This window comes from Bacillus sp. MT(2024) (assembly GCF_036362845.1).
Lineage (GTDB): Bacteria > Bacillota > Bacilli > Bacillales > Bacillaceae > Bacillus > Bacillus velezensis.
Genome location: NZ_CP143632.1, coordinates 782,593 through 802,452, shown reverse-complemented (window position 1 = coordinate 802,452; position 19,860 = coordinate 782,593). Strand labels below are relative to the sequence as shown.

Sequence of the window (19,860 nt, the reverse complement as noted above, 5' to 3'; positions counted from 1 at the left end):
CTTACTTTATGTAAGCTAGTATATATACATAACTTATTTACGTCAAGTAATTTTGTTACATTTAACGAAAATAACTTAAAAGTACTATTTGTCTTCGCAAAAAAAGACCTCCGCACTCTGTCGGAGGTCTTTTTCCCTATCTATGATTCCCGGAACTGGCTTTCATATAATTCCCGGTAAAACCCGTTCTGGCTGAGCAGTTCGGCATGGGTTCCTTTTTCAGCCATTTCGCCGTCTTTCAGCACAAGAATCTGATCGGCTTTTTGAATCGTGTTCAGCCTGTGAGCGATGATGACGCTTGTTCTGCCCGCCATTAAACGGCCGAGCGCTTCTTGTATTTTCACTTCCGTCACCGTATCAATGTTGCTCGTCGCTTCATCCAAAATGAGCAGCACAGGGTCCGCCAGCACAGCTCTCGCGATGGAAATAAGCTGTTTTTGTCCTTGGCTGATGCCCGCGCCGTTTTGGGTAAGGACGGTATCGTAGCCTTTCGGGAGCCGTTCGATGAATCCGTGGGCATTGGCGGCTTTTGCGGCTGCCTCCACCTCTTGGTCAGATGCATCCAGACGGCCGTAACGGATATTTTCCCTGATGGTGCCCTGAAAGAGAAAGGAATCCTGCAGGACAAACCCCATGTTTTTTCTCAGACTGGATCTCGTCAGTTTTTTGATGTCCGTTCCGTCGATGAGGATTTTCCCGTTATTCGGCTCGTAAAAGCGGGCGATCAGGCTCGTAACGGTCGTTTTACCCGCTCCGGTCGGTCCGACGAAGGCGATTGACTGTCCTTTCGGAACGCTGAAGGACAGATGTTTTAAGATCAGGCTGTCTTCCTGATAGCCGAAGGAGACATCTCGGAATTCAATCTCTCCCGTTTTGATCGGCTGGTGCGTCGCATGCTCTTCATCTTCCCGCTCCTCTTTTTCATCCAGCACGTCAAACACCCGTTCAGCCCCGGCGATGGCCGATAACATCGTATTGAACTGATTGGCTAAATCATTTAAAGGGCGCGTGAACTGCCGCGAGTATTCTGCGAATACGACGATGGAACCGATCGAAATCCACCCCTTCAGCGCAAACAGCCCGCCGACCGCCGCTATAATCGTAAAGCTTAAATTGTTTAAAGAGTTCATGACTTTCGGAATGAATCCCGAAATTGTCTGCGCCCAAAACCCTGATGATTGTAACGCCGCGTTTTTTTCTAAAAATTGCTCCATGACGCGGTCTTCCCTCGAATAGGCTTTAATGACCTTCGCTCCTGATATCGACTCTTCAATAAAACCGTTCAGCTCGCCGAGGTTTTTCTGCTGCTGCTTAAACAGGAGTCCCGTCCGATTGGTGATCCATTTAATGCTCAAAAGCATGATCGGAATAATCAAAAGCGTGATCAATGTTAAAAGCGGACTCATGTACAGCATGACGGCGATTGTGCCGACGAATGTAATGACGCTCGACAGCACTTGAATGACGGATGTATTTAAAGTGGAGCTGACATTTTCGATATCATTGGTAACCCGGCTCATCAAGTCGCCGAGGCGCTGTTTATCAAAAAACGGTATCGGCAGCTCATGCAGATGGGTGAACAGTTCGCTCCGCATTTTAAACACGGTGCTTTGCGAAATATTGATCATCCAATAGTTTTGAAACCATAAGGACAATGATTGCACGAGGTAAATCCCAAACAGCAAGAACAGCACCCCCGCCAATCCGTCCGTCGTCCGTACGACGATAAAATGATCAATTGCTTTCCCGATGACGAACGGTCCGAGCAGGCCGAATATGGCGCTTATGACTACCATGATGATCACAAGGGTTAAAAGCCCTTTTTTCTCGGCTACATACGACCAGATTCTGCGCAGCGTGCCTTTTGTATCTTTTGCTTTCGCGCGTTTTCTGCCTTCATTCGATTTGAGCGGTATTTTCGGATATCGGAAAGGTTTACGAATGTCTTTCTCCACTGTCAGCTCCCTCCTTTCCGAATTGTGATTCATAAATCTGCCGGTACAGATGAGACTGTGCCATCAGCTCTTTGTGCGTGCCTTTTGCCAGCAGTTCGCCGTCTTCAAACAATAAGATGGTGTCAGCCTTCATCGCGGTTGTTATTTTTTGCGTAATAAGCAGTGTCGTGCATTTATAGGATCTGATCGCTTGTAAAAGCTTTGCTTCCGTCTGAAGATCGAGCGCGCTCGTACTGTCATCTAACAGCAGGAGGGACGGCTTTCTGATAAAAGCGCGCGCGATGGAAATCCGCTGCTTCTGCCCGCCTGACAAATTGACGCCCCGCTGTCCCAGCACCGTGTCGTATCCGTTTGACAGTTTCATAATCGTGTCATGGATTTGCGCGTCTTTGGCCGCTTCCATTACTTCATCTAGTGAAGCATCCTCCCGTCCCCAGGCGATATTTTCACGGATTGTGCCCGAAAACAGAAGCACTTCCTGCGGCACATAGCCGATTTCCCTGCGCAGCCCGCAAGCGGAGAATTCACCGATCGGTTTGCCGTCTATGAAAATACTGCCCGAATCAGCCGTGTACAGGCGCGGAATCAGCTGAAAAAGCGTTGATTTCCCTGAACCTGTCGCGCCCATAATGGCAACCGTTTCTCTCGGGCTGGCTGAAAAGGACACGTGATGCAGCGCGTCTTTTTCCATGTCCGGATAGCGGAAGGACACTTCGCGAAACTCAATCCCGCCTGCTAGCGCCCGTGCCGGGTCGTGCCCCGTTCCCTCGCCGCCTTCTGTTTCCAGCACCTCGCCGATTCTTTCCCCGGAAGCCTTCGCCCGGGAAAATACCATAATGAGAAATGGCAGGACGGACAGCGCACCTGTAATCCGCGTCGCATAGTTAATGACGGAAACGACATCGCCGACCTGCGCTCCGCCCTGAGCAATGCTTTTGGCGCCGAACCATAAGATAAACAAAATGCAGCTGTTCATCAGCAGCATTAAAATCGGCATCGCCGCTTCCACGAGACGAAAAGCGGAGACCGTTTTTTCCATCAGCTTCGTATTCGATTTCAAAAAACGTTTCACTTCGTGGTTTGCACGGAGGAGCGCTTTAATCAGTTTGATCGCCGTCAGGTTTTCCTGCATGATCGTGTTGACCTGATCAAGCCGCTTTTGCACGGACCGAAACAGCGCGCCGCCTCTTTTCAGCACCCACAGCAAAAACAAAAGCAAAATCGGCACCGTGATCAGCAGAAAAAAACCGAGTTTCGCATTGACGGTCAGCGAGAGAATAATGCCGCCCGCGATCATTAACGGCGCCCTGAGCATAAACCGGAGACTCATGAAAAGCATATTCTGGACCTGCGTCACATCGTTTGTCAGCCGGGTGATAAACGATGTGGATGAGAATTGCGCAAACGTCGAATAAGAGAAGGATTGAATTTTTTGAAAAAGCCCTTTTCGCGTATCATACGCATAGCTCTGGCTGATGTGGGCGGAGTAGAATGAATTTAAAATTCCCGATGCGAATGAAACAGCGGTCAGTCCGATCATCACACCGCCCCACAGCCAAACCGTACCGAGATCCTGCTTTAAAATTCCTTCGTCAATGATTTTCCCGATCAGCAGGGGCTGTATCAGCTCTACCGCAAGCTCGATGAGCATGAAAAACAGAGCGATTCCCGCCAAAAGGGAATACGGTTTTACATATGATAAAGCCTTTGACATGTGTAAGCCTCCAAATCCTTTGTTCAATATTATTATTTTATGCCTTTCCGGCAAATGAATAAAGAAATTTGGTGTGCCGTTTTTTCAATAATCAGCGAAAAAGATAAAACCTTCCCGGGGAGGGGAAGGTTTTGACCTTATTGATCCAATTGCTGTTCAATGCGCTCCCGCATTTGCGGAACGCCTAATCCGACAATGACCTGAAGCGCCCTGCCTTTTCTGACGACGCCGTGGGCTCCCAGCTCTCTGAAATCGGCGTCACTTTTGACCTTTGATTCATCAGCGACAGTGACGCGTAGACGGGTGGCGCAATTGGTGACCTCCGTAATATTGTCCTTTCCGCCCAGCGCTTCAATATACAAAGCGGCTGTATCCCGCTGTGTTTCGTCTGCCGCGGCTGTTTCTTTTGAAGCCTGCTTCCGTTCTCTGTACTCCTTTTTCGAATAGAGCTTTGTTTCCTGCCCTTTCTCTTTTTCTCTGCCCGGTGTGGCGATGTTGAATTTGAGAATGAGGAAACGGAAGACGAAAAAGTAAACAGCGGTAAAACACAGCCCGATGATGATCTGGTATACATACGTCAAGCCGTGGCTTGACGCCAGCGGGATCCAGTTCAAGGTCGCAGCTTCGATCAAACCGCCTCCCATATTTCCGACGACGCCGGCCATATACATGACGGTTGCCATGGAAGCGGCAAGCAAAGCATGAACCGCAAATAAAAACGGCGAGATAAAAAGGAATGTAAATTCAATCGGCTCTGTAATCCCTGCGACAATGGACGTCAAGGTGACCGGGATCAAAAGGCCGGCGACGATTTTTTTCTTTTCCTTTGAAGCCGTGGCGTAAAAAGCGAGCGCGATTCCCGGAATGCCGAAGATTTTCGAGTTGCCGTGAAGCGCAAAGCCCCCCTGCGGGAACAATTCTTTCAGCGGTTTGACGCTTTGAGAGTATTCCCCGAGATGCTGGGCCCAATAGGTGACGATACCGCCTTCAGCCACAGCCGGACCGTAAATAAACGGCGAGTAAATAAAATGATGCAGGCCGGTCGGAATTAAAATCCGCTCCAGGAATGTGTAAATCCACACGCCGATCGCCCCGGAAGAAACGAGAAAACTTTGCAGCGAGCCGATTCCGGACTGAACCATCGGCCATACGTATGCCACCGCAAGTGAAATCGGTATCATAATGAAGAAAGAAATGATAACGATGTATGAAGAGCCTTGAAAAATCCCCAGAAAATCCGGCAGTTTTTTATCAAAATAACGATTGTGCAAATACACGACAATAGATGAAATAAAGATGGCGCCGATAATATTCGTATCAAGCGTTTTGATGCCGGCGATCATCGTCAGCCCGCTCGTTCCGCCGGCTTCCTGAGTCATATCGACATGAAAAGCCCCGCCCCAAACCGTTAGAATCGCATTGATAAAGTAATTGAATGTCAGATAAACTGTAAGCGCTTCCAAACAAGCCCGCGCCTGCGCTTTTTTCGCTAAGGCGACAGGGATGCCGATCGCAAACAGGAGCGGCATCTGATTAAAGACGGTCCAGCCGCCCTGTTCAATGACGTACCAGCATTGATACCAAAGCCCGTCAGGATCAGCCAGCGGCCCCATCAGCGTTTTATTTTTAAACAGCGTGCTCAGACCGACAATAATACCGGAAAATGCAAATAATAAAACAGGCACAAACATCGCGCTGCCGAAGCGCTGGACTTTTTGCATCATTTCACGTGACCTCCCGCTATTTATCAAAATTTTCGAGCTCTTTATAATCAACATATGCACGGAATAACGCTTCGCCCACCAGAAAAAACGGGGCAAATGCGACGATTTCCGTTTTATCGCTTAACGTCACCGGCTTGCTGGTCGCATAAAGATTATACGGCGTCGTTTGCGCCAGGACGTTGTTTTTCAGATTGGTGATTGAAATAAACGGAACTCCCTTTGCGGACAGGGTCCTTACCTGCGGAATTAATTCGGGTGTTTCGCCTGATAAAGAAATAATGATGAATACGTCATCAACCTTAAAATCATCACACATGATATCAAACTCTGTGATGTCCTGAATTAAAATCAGATACTTCCGCCGGGATACAAACATCCGCTGCAGCTCACGGGCGCACACCCTCTGAGCCGTCCCCGATCCGTAAACGAAAATCCGTTTTGCTTCATCTATCAGCCGGCACATCTCCGTCATATCTTTTGACTTCACGTATTTTACATTGGCTTCAATATCATCCAGCAGCTTTTCAAACGTCATATTCTCGCCCTCTTCAGGCTGATCCTCCCATTTCAGAAAAACACGGAATTCACTATAGCCGCTGAAGCCCAGTTTTTGGGCGAGCCGCAGGATGGAAGACCGAGAGACATTGCAGGCTTTCGCCATGTCATTGATACCGAGATGGTAGCACGTATGCTTATGATTCAATATATATTTTAAAATATAAAAATCGTTGTCATTTAATTTCGCGTAATGCTGATTAACCAGTTCTTCAAGACTCATCCCAAAAATCCCCCCGTTTTCTTTCTATTATATAGAATAACAGATAAAGAAAACGGGGAAGATTGTCATCAGGAAATAGGAGACGGGCTTACATCAAGCTCAGGCCAGTAGTCCTTATTAGCCTCCATCAGATCTTCAAGAATCAGTCTTGCCACACGGGCATTCGGCACTGTTTTTGACAGGATCAGCGCCTGCCACAGCTTTTGAAATGACCGCTCTTCCCACGCTTCAGCCGTCAGTTTTTCGACAGACACCTGCTGTTCCATCAGGCCTTTTTGAAATTGCGGTATGTTCCCGACTGAGAGCGGTTCCGGTCCGTTTGAACCTACGAGACAAGGAATCTCAACCATGGCTGACGGATCAAAGTTTGCGATCGCGCCGTTATTTTCAACGATTAACAGCATTCTCTCCCCTGTGTTGTAAGCGATGGCCCGGGCAAGATCGACGATATAGGAAGCATGATCATCAATTTTAATTTCACTGTTCTCCGATGATTGTTCGCGCGTAATCATATCGCATTGGCTGAAAATGAAAGCTTCCCGCCCTTCCATGACTTCGTTGGCTCTCGTATGGTTCGGATTTGATTTTTTCACCATATCATCCGGGAATAAGTAATATTGCAGATATGTGTTCGGAAGCGTATCCGGATCAGCCGCCTGTACGTCGCGCGCTTTTTTGAAGGTGTCATTCCAGCTTGCTTCAGTCTCTTCGGCCTCCGTCTTCGGAACGTAGCCGTATTCACGGACATGCTCTTTCAGCTTCGGCATTAAATCATTGCCATGCCGGTCTGTGATGGACGTCCACCAGCCAAAGTGGTTCAAGCCGTAGTAACGGACGTTCATTTCTTTTCGTGAAGAGAATCCGAGGATGTTCGCCATGCGATCCTCAATTCCGACCGGCATGTCACAGATGTTCAATATTTTTGAATTCGGTCTGAGGCGCCGTGTAGCTTCGGCCACAATCGCCGCCGGATTGGAGTAATTCAGCATCCATGCGTCAGGCGAGTACGTTTCCATATAATCAAGAATCTCAAGAACACCGCCGATAGAGCGCATGCCGTATGCGATTCCGCCCGGCCCGCATGTTTCCTGGCCGACCACGCCGTACTTCAGCGGGATTTGTTCATCGAGCGCGCGCATCGCATATTTTCCGACGCGGATATGCGCCATGACGAAGTCAACATCCGTAAAAGCCGTCTCTGGGTCATCAGTCGCCAAAAATTCAATGTCCGGCGCTTTTTCTTTTATGAATACCTCACACGCACCCGCAATCCGCTCCTGCCTTTCTTTATCATTGTCATAAAGTTTCAGCTTTCTGATCGGAAACTCTTCCAGGTGATTCAAAAGCATTAATACAATTCCGGGGGTAAATGTGCTGCCGCCGCCTGCAATAACGATTGAGAATGATTTGTCTGTCATGTGAAGCCCTCCTCTGATAACGTTTACATTTTATTTATATCATGAGAAGGTCCGATCTGTACCGGGTTTGGAGGAGTTAGATCATTTGATCATTTTTAGTTATTTTTCTCAAAAATCGGGAAAGTTCCCACAGGTACAAAAAAGGCCTGCTGTCATCAGCAGACCCCTTCTCAAAAATGCTCTTGTAAATCAGAAAGCAGCACTTCCTGCTCAAATTGTGGATTTCCGATCGGAAAAATCCTGGCTGTTTCCTTGTCTTCGTTGACATGCTGAATATAAATCGGAACTCCTTCATACGTCACATACGCCATGGCGGCGGATTCCGAAATGTCTTTCGCACGCTGTGTATTCACGTCTCAAACCTCCTTTAGGCCTCACACATAACGTGTCCGGCAGCCAAGAGAAGTATGCTTGTTTCTTACAATTGTCCGGCGGTGAGTTTGAATTTTTTGAGGCGTTTGTAAAACGTGCTCCGCGGGATTCCGGCCATTTTGGCGGCCTGTGTAACATTCCCCTTCGCTGATTCAAGCGCGTTTACGATGATGTTTTTCTGAATGTGCTCCCGGATGGAGACAGGGGACGCTTCTTCCTGTTCATAAGACTCGGCCGCCTCTTTAAGACCTGACGCTTCAAGCAGGGCTGCGATGGGGCGCCCTGACAGCCGTCCGTCCGGGAACATGACGGAAAGACGTTCAAATACATTAAACAATTCCCTGATGTTCCCCGGCCATTTCCGGCTCTTTAATAGGTCTAAAAAATCATCAGGAAGCTCCCCCCGCCAGCCGCGATTTCGCTGAAATTCAAGGAAGAGGCCGGGAATGTCTTCGGTGCGTTCTCTTAATGGAGGGAGGTGGATCGGACAGACGTGAAGCCGGTAAAATAAATCTTCTCTCAGCTTTTTGCATTCGACAAGCTGTCTCAGATCAGTGTGGGTGGCAGTGATGATTCTGATGTCAACGGGAATCTCTTTTGTCCCGCCGACCGGGGTGACTTTCCGTTCCTGCAGCACCCGTAACAGAGCGACCTGCATGGAGTGTGATATTTCTCCGATTTCATCGAGGAAAAGCGTGCCTTTATCGGCTTTTTGCAAAGCGCCGTTATGTCCTTTCCGTTTGGCCCCGGTGAAGGCGCCTTCCGAGTAGCCGAACAGTTCGCTTTCAATCAGCTTTTCAGGAACCGCTCCGCAGTTGACAGCGATAAACGGGCCGTTTTTCCTGGAGCTGTTGTTGTGAATCGCCCGGGCGGCAATCTCCTTTCCCGTCCCGGTTTCTCCCGTAAGACAAACGGTTGCGTCCGTTCGGGCGACAAGCTCCAGCTGCTGAAGCATATGTCGGGATGACGGGCTTTTGCCTGCCGCACCATGAAATATAAACGACGGCTTTTCTTCCCGTTTGGATAAGTAAATGCATGTGAAGCCGTTCTCCTCCCGCTTCGTCTGCTTGATGTGATAGCCCTGTTCCTCAAGCTCGCGCAGCATATGTCCGGTAAAATGCTGAACGGGACGGCTTGCGGCGATAACCCGGCTCATTTCATTGCAAAGCACGATCGGATCGTGAGACCGGGTAAGCCCGGCGAATTTGCTGATCATGTCAAGTTCTGTCATTTTGATCTTTAGGGCAAGCTCGCGTTCCGCCGTATAAGCGATGGAGGAGGCAATTCCGAGCATAAAAGGCTGAGCGCGGGCGGCGGGGCAGGAAATATCAATGACACCCGCCAGCCGCCCGTCTTCATAACGGATGGGCGCGGCGGAACAGCTCCATTGATGAGAAGCGAGCGAATAATGTTCAGAGCCGTGTATCATGACCGGTTCATTTGTATAAAGAGCTGTCCCGATCGCATTCGTGCCGACGGCCGTTTCCGTCCAGCGGGCGCCTTTTAAGAAATTGATGCGGTTCGCTTCATGAATGGTGCGCGGGTGGCCGTCAACTGAATGGACAACGCCGTCAGAATCAATCAGAAGAACCATCATTTCCATTTCCCGCATCGCCGTTTTCATTCTTTCTGCGTGCGGCGTTGAGGCTGCTAAAAATAACGCATGCTTTTCGGCCTGCCTTTCTAAATGATCTGCCGGCATTACATTCGGTCCCTTTTCTAGATAAGGGTTGACGTCGGCTTTTTTGCAGCGGTGCCATGAGGCGGCCACCCGCTTCTGAATACGGGATTCATCGAGCACGCCTTCTTTCACAAAACGCTTCCAGGTTTTAAAATCATTCCGAATGACATTCATTGTATTCGCTCCCCCCTGTTCAGACCATCTTTTCATATATTGTAGGGGAAAAGTAAAGCGCTTTCAACGAAAAATACCCCTTCTCATCTGAGAAAGGGTATTCCGGTTATACGGAATGCACCGCAAGTCCGGTGACATTCAGCAGGGCTTCCTGAAGCGTTTCTGACAGAGTCGGATGCGCCGCGATAAAGTGCTCCGACATATCCGCCGTCATTTCACCGTTCATCATCATGACCGCCTGACCGATCAATTCCGTCACGTCCGGCCCGATCATTGACACTCCGACGATTTCTCCGAATTCCGGTTCGGCAATGATTTTCATTTTGCCGCCGTGCTGATGCTTAATTAACGCTTTTCCGTTAGCAGAAAATGAGCATTCTCCGATTTTCACATCTCCGTATGTCTCTCTCGCCTGTGTTTCCGTCAGCCCGACAGCTGCCATTTCCGGCGATGTATAAATACAGCGGGGCACCGCCCGCATATTGACTTTGCTGTCCTTTCCCGAGGCATGCGCGGCGGCTGTGATTCCTTCATGAATGGCGGCATGCGCGAGCTGCATTCCTCCGGCCGCATCGCCGCACGCATATATATGAGGCACATTGGTCTGCATATGGTCATTGACTTCAATCCCGCGCGGAGAATACCGGATGCCGGCCTGCTCCAGATTCAGGCCTTGCAAACGCGGCTTTCTGCCGATTGCAACCAAAATGTGATCAGCCTGAGCTTCAATTTCTTTTCCGTCTTTTGTCCACACGGCGGTTTTCCTTTCTTTGTCAATCCGCTGAAGGGCGGCTTTTGTCTGAATATCAGCCCCGCTGTCTCTTAAAGAGTCTTCGAAAGCGGCGGCAATTTCCCCGTCTTCTGCCGGGAGCAGCCGGTCAGCCGATTCAATCACCGTCACTTTCGTTTTAAACCGGCTGAATAAAGAGGCAAATTCGCAGCCGATCACACCTCCCCCGACAATGAGCAGAGACGAAGGGATTTTCTGTAAAGAAAGCGCATCTTTGCTGTCGATCACCCAATCACCGTCAAATGGGGCAAACGGCAGCTCCGCCGATTCAGATCCGGATGCAATCAATATCCGGTCCGCTTCCAGAATGTCTTTTGCGCCTCCTTCTTCTTCAACAAGCAATGTCTGCTCTGTGAGAAATGAGGCTGTCCCGCTGATGACTTTAATCTGATTTGCTTTCATTAAGTATTGAATTCCCTGCACGAGCTGGCTGACGATTTGCCGTTTGCGCCCCTGCATGCGGTTCCAATTGAGTGTAATGTTTTGCGGCAGTTCGATGCCGAATGTATTTGCGTGCCTGATTTTATCGAGCACATTCGCACTTTCCAAAAGCGACTTTGTCGGGATGCACCCCTCATTGAGACAAGTGCCTCCGAGCGGCCCTTTGTCGATCAGAACGACTTCTGCTCCCCTCCGCGCGGCAGTCACGGCAGCTGCATATCCGGCCGGCCCGCCGCCGATAATGGCTAGTTTCATTTTTTCACCTCTCTCTATAAAATCAAACCGGCAGGCTCTTCAAGCAGCGCTTTGACCGTTTTCAGGAAGTCCGCAGCCGGGGCGCCGTCACATACTCTGTGATCAAAGGTAAGGCTCAGCGGCAGCATGGTGCTTTTGACAAGCTCATCTCCTTTAAACGCCGGCGTTTCATAGCTTGCGCCCACTCCGAGAATACCGGCTTCAGGCGGATTAAGAATCGGGGTGAAATGCTCAATTCCGTAACCCCCGAGATTTGTAATAGAAAATGTCGATCCGTGCAGGTCATCTCCGGAAGCATTGCCTTCCCGCGCCCGGCGTGCCGATGTGCTGATGTGATCCGCAAGCTCAAGAAATGAAAGCTTTTCCGCATCCCGGATCACCGGCACGACGAGACCGTTTTCAAGAGAAACCGCCATCCCGAGGTGGACATATGGATAGGTGATGATCCGCTCCTCTTGATAAGAGCTGTTCAGCTCAGGATGCTGTTTCAGCGCAAGCACCGCGGCCCGGGATACGAAATGTGTGACCGTCAGTTTAACACCGCTCCGCTTTTTCGCACTGTCGGCGAGCTGCTTTTGCCATTTCACAAGCTCCGTAATGTCCGCTTTCATCGTCAGCGTCAGCTGGGCGCTGTTTTGCAGGCTTTTGTGCATTCGGTCTGCAATCACTTTTCTCATCGCTGAAGCCGGTTTTCCCTCCGGCTGTGCCGTCTGAACCGAAGACTGCGGTTCAGCTTCTGTCTTCATGGCCTTGATGACGTCAGCTTTTACGATTCTGCCTCCGGGCCCCGTCCCGTTCAGCGTATCAACTTTCAACCCGGCTTTCTCCGCCATTTTTCGGGCAACGGGAGATATTTTCACGCGGTGTTTACGCTTTTGCCCGGCTTTGGGAGCGGGAATATGTTCAGGTTCAGATTGCGGTTTCCCTGCATTTTCAGGAGCCGGCGCCTCCTTCTCCCGCACTTCTTCGCCGTTTTCCCCGATATAACAGATGGGCGTTCCCGGGGGGACTCCTTCTCCCTCTTTGACTTTAATGTGAAGAAGCGTGCCGCTTTCAGGCGCTTCTATTTCCATTTCTATTTTTTCCGAGTTGATGCTGGCGATGCTCTCTCCCTTTTCAACCGGGTCGCCGACTTTTTTATTCCAGACGGATACTTCACCTTTCTTCATCGCCATTCCCAGCTTCGGCATTACTACTTTTACAGCCATTCTATATCCCTCCTTTAATTCATTGCCGGCTCGCCAAGCAATTCAAGCGTGACGCTGACAATTTGGTCTGGTGTCGGCAAATATTGATCTTCAAGCACCGGCGAAAACGGCACCGGTGTATGCGGCGCTGTAATCCGCTTAATCGGCGCATCAAGCAAATCAAAGCCCTTATCGGCGACAATCGCAGCAATATCCGTGGCGATGCTGCAGCGCGGATTGGCTTCGTCAATGATGATCAGCCGATTTGTTTTTTCTAGCGATGTGAAAATCGCTTCCTCATCTAAAGGAGACAGACTCCGGGGGTCAAGCACCTCGGCGTCGATGCCTTTCTCAGAAAGCTGTGCAGCCGCCTCAAGCGCGGTATTAACCTGCTTGCCGACCGCAAACAGCGTGATGTCGCTGCCTTCGCGTTTGATATCCGCTTTTCCGAGCGGAATTGTATAATAATCTTCCGGCACCTCGCCCTTCATGCTGTAGGACGTTTTGTCTTCAAAAAAGAATACCGGATCATTGTCTTCTATTGCCGCCAGCAGCAAACCTTTGGCGTCATACGGATTGGACGGCACAACCGTCTTCAGACCCGGGATGCTGGTGAACAGGCCATACAGCGCCTGCGAATGCTGAGCGGCTGCCCGGAACCCGGCTCCGTATGTGGTGCGGACGGTGATCGGCACTTGCGCTTTACCGCCGAACATATAGCGGAATTTCGCCCCTTGGTTGATCACTTGGTCAAAGCACGTTCCGATAAAATCATTAAACATCAGCTCGGCAATCGGTCTCAGCCCCGTGGATGCCGCAGCCATGGCCGCACCCATGTAGCCCGCCTCAGAAATCGGTGTATCCAGCACTCGGCTGCGCCCGAATTCCTGTACGAGCCCCTTTGTGACCCCGAGTACACCGCCCCATGCCTCATCATCTTGCAAATGATCGACCGCCGCTCCCCCGGCGACATCCTCACCGATTAAAAGCACATTTTCATCTCTTCTCATCGCAAGCTTCATTGCTTCATTGATCGCGTCCGACATGCTTATGACTCTCGCCATCTCACATTCCCCCTTTTTCATATGACACGTAGACGTCTGTCAACAGCTCTGACTCTTTCGGATACGGACTCTTTTCGCTGAACGAGACGGCTTTTTCAATCGATTCGCTGACTCGCTGTTCGATGTCTGACAATTTATTTGCATCTGTTTCTTTTAGAAGATAGTTTTTAAAGCCTTGGATAGCATCCTTTTCTTCAAGATGCTCAGTCTTTTCATCCTTTGTTTTATAAGTTTGGGCATCGCCTTCGAAATGGCCGTAGTTTCGGTAAGTCATACATTCAATCAAAGACGGGCCTCCGCCGTTTCTTGCTCTTTCTATCGCTTCCCCGGCTGCCTGATAAACTGCTAAAATATCTTTTCCGTCCACCGTGACCCCAGGCATGTTGTAGGCAGCCGCCCGATCGGCGATTGAATCACAGGCTGACGCGTACTCAAATGTCGTGGCTTCGCCGTAGCCGTTGTTTTCGGCGATGAACACGACAGGAAGGTTCCATACTGCCGCTAAGTTCAGCCCTTCATGGAAGGTGCCTTGGTTATTGGCTCCGTCCCCAAAGAAGCAAACGCTTACATTTTTAGTTTGTTTATATTTAGCCGTGAGCGCTGATCCGCATGCGAGCGTGAATCCGCCCCCGACGATTCCATTTGCGCCTAACATGCCTTTATCAAGATCCGCAATGTGCATAGAACCGCCTTTGCCTTTACACAGTCCGGTCGCTTTTCCGAATATTTCCGCCATCATGCCGTCCAGATCACAGCCTTTGGCGATACAATGGCCATGTCCCCTGTGTGTGCTTGTAATGCTGTCGCCATCATGTAAATGAGCGCACACCCCTGCTGCTACCGCTTCTTCACCGGCATACAAATGGACGAATCCGGGAAGCACTCCTTGCGCGAACAGTTCATGCACTTTGTCTTCAAAGCCCCTGATTTCCAGCATCTTTTGGTACATCCACAGCGCTTTTTCCTCAGTTAATGACAAGCCTTCTCGTTTTAACAATTCCATTTTGTGCGCCTCCTTCTATTTAGGGTTCACACTTATAAATGCAAGAAGCATGCCAGCCTTTGAAGCCCGTAAAATGAATGTTTTTATTTTTACAATGGAGACAGTTTGAGACAGGTGTCTCATTTTGTCTCGATCTGTTCCCTTTGTCTCGTTTTATGGCATAAAAAAAGACCGGGCATCACCCTGTCTTTGACAATGATCGACGTATTTATTTCCTCGGAAATCTTTTATTGCTTCATTCTTCCGCATACAGTCTATCGCGGCGTTTGAGTGGTTACACTCTTTTTTTCATATCCACGTGCTGCAGTTCATCCTTTTCTTCAACAGCCTGATTCAGCGCTTGAAGCATGTAGCCAATGCCTTTATACGATGACAGAGGCCAGGTGATATGCTGATGCTCTCCGATGACGGCATTTAGAACGCTTCGGTATTTTTTCCCGCCAAGCATGACAAGCTCTTCGACGTCGGAAAAGCCTTTTTCATGAAATTGACGGCGCAGCTCGTCCGCTGCCATGATCTCCGGGTGACCGGTTCCAAAAGTGACATCGTAATTTCCGGGAACAGTATCATCCGGACGAAGGAATCCGTGCTTCGCCGACAAAATCACCCACTCATCGAAAAATGCTTTCGCATATCGCTCGCATGCCTGATGAAACGGGCTGAGATAAGCGTCTTCCGCCCTTACCGGCCCTGTATCTGAATGGACATCCCAAATTTTTTTCTTGCCGCAGGGGATGATGCACAGTCGTTTCATTTTTCTCTCCCCCTTTATGATGTATGTCCTATCAATGTACCATTATTCGTTTATTTCTGCATGACGAAACCGGCCATGGATCTGTCTGGGTAAAAGCTGCACACAAAAAGACCCGGAATTCAAACCGAACTCCGGGCCGGATGAAGAGTTGTTTATGTCACTCTTGCTCCATCCCATCAAGATACTTTCTCTCAAAGTCATCGAGCAATGCACGCACTTCATCTGTTGACTTTGTATTCATGCATTGATTTCTTAATTCACTTGCTCCCCGGAACCCGCGGAGATATATCTTGAAAAAGCGAGGGAGCGGTTTATATGCTCTAGCTTCTTCTTTTGAATACTCATCATGGAGATCCAGATGCAATCTCAAAAGATCAAGCAATTCCTTACTGCTATGCTCTCTCGGCTCCTTTTCAAAGGCGAACGGATTAGTAAAAATGCCTCGTCCAATCATAATCCCGTCAACACCGTATTGTTCAGCGAGTTTCAAGCCGGTCTCCCGGTCAGGAATATCCCCATTGATCGTCAAAAGGGTATCTGGCGCAATCTCGTCACGAAGTTTCTTAATTTCCGGGATCAACTCCCAATGCGCATCTACTTTACTCATTTCCGCTCTTGTACGCAGATGAATGGAAAGATTCGCAATGTCTTGTTTCAGTATGTGTGTCAGCCAGCCGCGCCATTCGTCAACATCCGTGTAGCCAAGTCTCGTCTTCACACTTACCGGCAGACCTCCTGCTTTCGCCGCCTGTATTAATTCTGCCGCAACTTCAGGACGGCAAATCAGGCCGCTTCCCTTTCCATTCCCCGCCACATTAGGGACAGGACAGCCCATATTGATATCCAGGCCCTTAAACCCTAATTCCGCCATCCCAATACTCATTTGGCGAAAGTTTTCAGGCTTATCTCCCCATATGTGGGCAACCATCGGCTGTTCATCCTCCGTGAAAGTCAAACGGCCGCGTACACTATCCTTCCCATCCGGGTGACAATAGCTTTCTGAGTTTGTAAACTCTGTGAAAAACACATCAGGTCTGCCTGCTTCACTCACAACATGGCGAAAAACGACATCCGTCACATCTTCCATTGGTGCCAGTACAAAAAATGGCCGCGGTAATTCACGCCAGAAATTATCTGTCATAACAAATCCAAATCCTTTCATGATGGGATACAGCCAAACCTTTATCCCAAAATTAAAAACTGACCATGCTTCTTTTACACTTATAGCATGTGTCAGCACTTCTTATCAAACGATAGTAAATTTTGAACATTTCACTTTTTATACGTGAAAAAGCAAACTGGAGTAGAACACATTAATTGAGTTAACGTAATAGACTACCGCTATAGTTAACCCCATACCGTTCATTTCTGATCAAATCAGTCAACTCCTTAACCTTTAAAAGGGTTTGAGAGAGAAAAAAGTGTGATGATTATCTACACCTAATTTTTATTTATATGGTGGTTTATTAAGATTAGCGCTGACCTTCATCTTTCTTAGCGGCCTTACTTTTGCTCTTTTTGGATAAAAAGGAGTCCAACCTAAATAGAATATCATATGAGTTCTCCCTATTACCATAAAACAAATTTCAAGAAATAAGTTGATTAAGCAAATGGGGCTGGGGGGGTATATCTGAGTACTGAAGAGAATGTAAAAAGAAAAAGCCTTAACTTGCCGATTGTGAATCACATGAAGTAAAGAGGATGGGAAGAGAAAATAAACTCGAACTTAACAGAATTCAAAAACTTCAATCTGGATCTTTTGGGATTTGCTCATGGTTTAGAAATAACCAACGCAGCAAGTGGCTTCTGGCTCTATACAGTATATGTTCTAAGGGTCGATCGGCTTTCAAAGCCCATATGTTAATATCTTTATACAATCACCTATATATATTTGTATAAGGTTACGATCCGGTAATCCTGATCCAAAACCAATAAAATAGACTGCTGACTAAGTGCCGCAGTCTTCATTCATAAGATTAATAAGAAAGTGTTCATTTTCTTTCATCATTAAATAAGGCGTCAGAAGTTATTGCTTTCATTTCGAATATTCTTTGTTATACCTGTAATGATTTGTATAACAGTGAAAACCCCCAAGAAAACAGTGACAATATTAAACCATGGATTATCATAGAATGAAAGATATGTTTGAAAGAAATCCAGTTCAACTATGTTTGCTGGGAATCCATTCATTTCTCTATAGTTCGGACCCCATCCCGTTAATTCTACAAAATTAAAATAAAGCTGTGATATTAAAAATGCCAACAACGTGTGAAACCAACTTCTTTTATATACTTTACCCATTTCATTATCCATTTCCTTTTCTGCAATACTTTTTAGCCTAGTGTCAATCTAACATCATTATATGATGAAGCATGATTGTCGCAATAATTACTTATTAAGAATATAACCATCGCAGGTATTACTGTAAGAGTTGTTATCTCTTGCGGTTCCGCCTCATATTTATTCCTTTTTTTGGAACAAGAGAAATAATTGGGGTCCTTTTCCTGTTTAGGCTTTCATATTATGTATAACGACCAAACATGCTTTTTTAGTGTGTTTGATCTTTTATCGATGTGCCAACTGCCGCTGGTGATTAGTGTAAGTAAGCACCCTTGCCTTTTACAGCTTCTACTTCAGAACCTTCATTCAGTTGTTGAAATTCCAATATCTCTCATTCGGTTTCACCTCCTGTTTATCTTTTATTAAAGACCTACTTACTTTGGCATGATAAATACTTTACAGTTGAATAATGTTACAACTTCATCTCAAACCAATGATATCAAATTATTTATATTATCCCAATAATGTCATAATACACCACAGCGTCATTATACAAACGAGGTCAAAATTGGCTGTTTTTCACTCGCTTTTCCACACGTTTTTCACTCTTTTCGTCAGTTTAAATAAAGATCTCCGAGAAAAGAAGAAACATAAAGTTTAGAAAAGACAGCCAGGGCAAAGGCTCCGCATAAAAAAAACCCGGAAATCGGAAATGTTTATACCGAATCCAGGTCTGATTACGAATTGTTTATTTTAGTTAGACGATTTCAACACAAGCTTCGCCACGGCTTCCACATGAGCCGTCTGCGGAAACATATCCACAGGCTGAATATATTCGACGCGATAGTCCTTCGACAGCGTCTGCAAGTCTTTCGCCAGTGTGGAAGGATTGCAGGATACGTAGACGAAGCGTTTCGGTTTTACTTTTTTGATGGTATCTAAAAATGTTCTGTCACAGCCCGTTCTCGGCGGGTCGACGATGACCACGTCAGGACGGAAGCCTTCTTTCGTCCATTTCGGGAGCCAGTGTTCGGCTGTTCCTGTGACATATGCCGCGTTTTTGATGCCGTGTTTTTTGGCGTTTTTCTTCGCGTCATCAATTGATTCTTTAATGACGTCCATGCCGCGGATCTCTTTTGCGCCGCTTGAAACCCACATGCCGATCGTACCGACGCCGCAATACGCGTCTACGACTTTTTCTTTTCCTGTCAGCTGAGCCGCTTGTTTCACTTCGTCATACAGCTTGACCGTCTGCTCAGGGTTGAGCTGGAAGAAAGCGCGGGCGCTCAGTTCAAATGACACGTCACCGAGCACTTCTTGAATGGCATGGCTTCCGGCCAGCGCTTTTGTTTTGTCACCGAAAATGACGGATGTGCGCGCGCCATTGACGTTTTGAATAATCGATTTCACTTCCGGCAGCCGGTTCTGAATGGCTTTGACGATCTCATCTTTATTCGGCAGTGTCTCTTTCGCAGTGACAAGCACGACCTGCACTTCGCCTGTTTCAAAACCGACTCTCGTCACGATGGTGCGGACATCGCCTTTTTTGGTCCGTTCGTTATAAACGGATACGTTGTGTTTTTCCAAAATACGGCGGACGATACCCGTTGTTTTGTTTGTCGCCGGATGCTGGACAATGCATTCCTTAATCGGGACGATTTTATGGGAATCAAGTCCGTATAAGCCGGCAATGATGCTGCCGCTTTGCGAGCGTCCGACTTGGAACTGGCTTTTGTTCCGGTAATTCCAAGGGTTGTCCATTCCGATCGTATCTTTAATGTTCATTTCTTCGACATTGAATCTCGTATGACGTTCCAGAGACTGAATGACGATGTCGCGTTTTTCGCGAAGCTGCTGGGTGTATGCCAGATGCTGAAGCTGACAGCCGCCGCACTGGTCGTAGACCGGGCATGGCGGCGTGACGCGGTGTTCAGACGGCTTGCGGATTTTTTTGACGCGTGCTTCTGAAAATTTCGGCTGCACATTTGTCGCTTCGGCAACGACTTCTTCCCCGGGCAGAGCGCCGGGAACGAAGACAACTTTTTTCTTAAAATAGCCGACGCCCTCTCCGTTAATGCCGAGACGTTTGATGGTCAGCGGAAATGTCTGCCCGATTTTCAATTCGGCAGGCGCCTTTTTTTGATGTTGATTCACGTTTTTTTCTCTCCGTTTCTATATAAAGCCTTTCTCCTGGGAAAACGGCTGATTTGAAATATCACATCTTTTCAGTATAACATGCAGCCGGCGGTTCCTTCATGTTTTTCACTGGA

General features: G+C 48.0%; 15 protein-coding genes. All 15 read right to left on the bottom strand.

Annotation, left to right across the window (positions count from 1 at the left end; translation table 11 throughout):
* Positions 1-140: 140 nt before the first annotated feature.
* Positions 141-1,955: an ABC transporter ATP-binding protein gene (locus VP472_RS04075; RefSeq protein WP_146276356.1), complete on the bottom strand. Its 1,815-nt coding sequence runs from the start codon at positions 1,953-1,955 to the stop codon at positions 141-143.
* A complete protein-coding gene (locus VP472_RS04070) occupies positions 1,936-3,669 on the bottom strand; it encodes an ABC transporter ATP-binding protein (RefSeq protein ID WP_025650245.1) in 1,734 nt (577 codons plus the stop codon). The genes VP472_RS04075 and VP472_RS04070 overlap by 20 nt, the downstream gene beginning before the upstream one ends.
* A gap of 137 nt (positions 3,670-3,806) precedes the next feature.
* Entirely contained in the window at positions 3,807-5,393 is a 1,587-nt protein-coding gene (locus tag VP472_RS04065; RefSeq protein ID WP_146276354.1) for an alpha-glucoside-specific PTS transporter subunit IIBC, read from the bottom strand.
* Positions 5,394-5,409: 16 nt separating this feature from the next.
* The gene (locus VP472_RS04060) at positions 5,410-6,171 is read right to left on the bottom strand and encodes a MurR/RpiR family transcriptional regulator (RefSeq protein ID WP_007408530.1); all 762 of its coding nucleotides are present in this window, start codon (positions 6,169-6,171) and stop codon (positions 5,410-5,412) included.
* 68 nt (positions 6,172-6,239) lie between these two features.
* Positions 6,240-7,589 carry a maltose-6'-phosphate glucosidase gene (gene glvA / locus VP472_RS04055; RefSeq protein ID WP_146276352.1) on the bottom strand — a complete coding sequence of 450 codons (1,350 nt, stop codon included), beginning with the start codon at positions 7,587-7,589 and terminating at the stop codon, positions 6,240-6,242.
* Positions 7,590-7,759: 170 nt separating this feature from the next.
* Positions 7,760-7,942 (bottom strand): H-type small acid-soluble spore protein, encoded by a 183-nt coding sequence (locus tag VP472_RS04050; protein ID WP_003155535.1) that lies wholly within the window; start codon positions 7,940-7,942, stop codon positions 7,760-7,762.
* A 65-nt stretch (positions 7,943-8,007) separates the two neighbouring features.
* Positions 8,008-9,816, bottom strand: coding sequence for a sigma-54-dependent Fis family transcriptional regulator (locus VP472_RS04045; RefSeq protein WP_102421919.1), 1,809 nt, complete (start codon positions 9,814-9,816; stop codon positions 8,008-8,010).
* A 106-nt stretch (positions 9,817-9,922) separates the two neighbouring features.
* The gene (lpdA, locus tag VP472_RS04040; RefSeq protein WP_146276350.1) at positions 9,923-11,302 is read right to left on the bottom strand and encodes a dihydrolipoyl dehydrogenase; all 1,380 of its coding nucleotides are present in this window, start codon (positions 11,300-11,302) and stop codon (positions 9,923-9,925) included.
* Positions 11,303-11,316: 14 nt separating this feature from the next.
* Positions 11,317-12,510 carry a dihydrolipoamide acetyltransferase family protein gene (locus VP472_RS04035; RefSeq protein WP_077721945.1) on the bottom strand — a complete coding sequence of 398 codons (1,194 nt, stop codon included), beginning with the start codon at positions 12,508-12,510 and terminating at the stop codon, positions 11,317-11,319.
* Between the two features lie 14 nt (positions 12,511-12,524).
* Positions 12,525-13,553, bottom strand: a complete 1,029-nt coding sequence (gene acoB / locus VP472_RS04030; RefSeq protein WP_146276348.1) for an acetoin:2,6-dichlorophenolindophenol oxidoreductase subunit beta — start codon at positions 13,551-13,553, stop codon at positions 12,525-12,527.
* A gap of 1 nt (position 13,554) precedes the next feature.
* Positions 13,555-14,556 (bottom strand): acetoin:2,6-dichlorophenolindophenol oxidoreductase subunit alpha, encoded by a 1,002-nt coding sequence (gene acoA, locus VP472_RS04025; protein ID WP_025854017.1) that lies wholly within the window; start codon positions 14,554-14,556, stop codon positions 13,555-13,557.
* Positions 14,557-14,830: 274 nt separating this feature from the next.
* Complete coding sequence (locus VP472_RS04020; protein WP_070081510.1) at positions 14,831-15,310, bottom strand: DUF6884 domain-containing protein; 480 nt, start codon at positions 15,308-15,310, stop codon at positions 14,831-14,833.
* A gap of 157 nt (positions 15,311-15,467) precedes the next feature.
* The gene (locus VP472_RS04015; RefSeq protein ID WP_057080401.1) at positions 15,468-16,451 is read right to left on the bottom strand and encodes a tRNA dihydrouridine synthase; all 984 of its coding nucleotides are present in this window, start codon (positions 16,449-16,451) and stop codon (positions 15,468-15,470) included.
* Between the two features lie 878 nt (positions 16,452-17,329).
* Positions 17,330-17,611, bottom strand: a complete 282-nt coding sequence (locus VP472_RS04010; RefSeq protein ID WP_094247152.1) for a YfzA family protein — start codon at positions 17,609-17,611, stop codon at positions 17,330-17,332.
* Between the two features lie 732 nt (positions 17,612-18,343).
* Positions 18,344-19,744 carry a 23S rRNA (uracil(1939)-C(5))-methyltransferase RlmD gene (gene rlmD / locus VP472_RS04005; protein ID WP_007408520.1) on the bottom strand — a complete coding sequence of 467 codons (1,401 nt, stop codon included), beginning with the start codon at positions 19,742-19,744 and terminating at the stop codon, positions 18,344-18,346.
* Between the last annotated feature and the right edge of the window lie 116 nt (positions 19,745-19,860).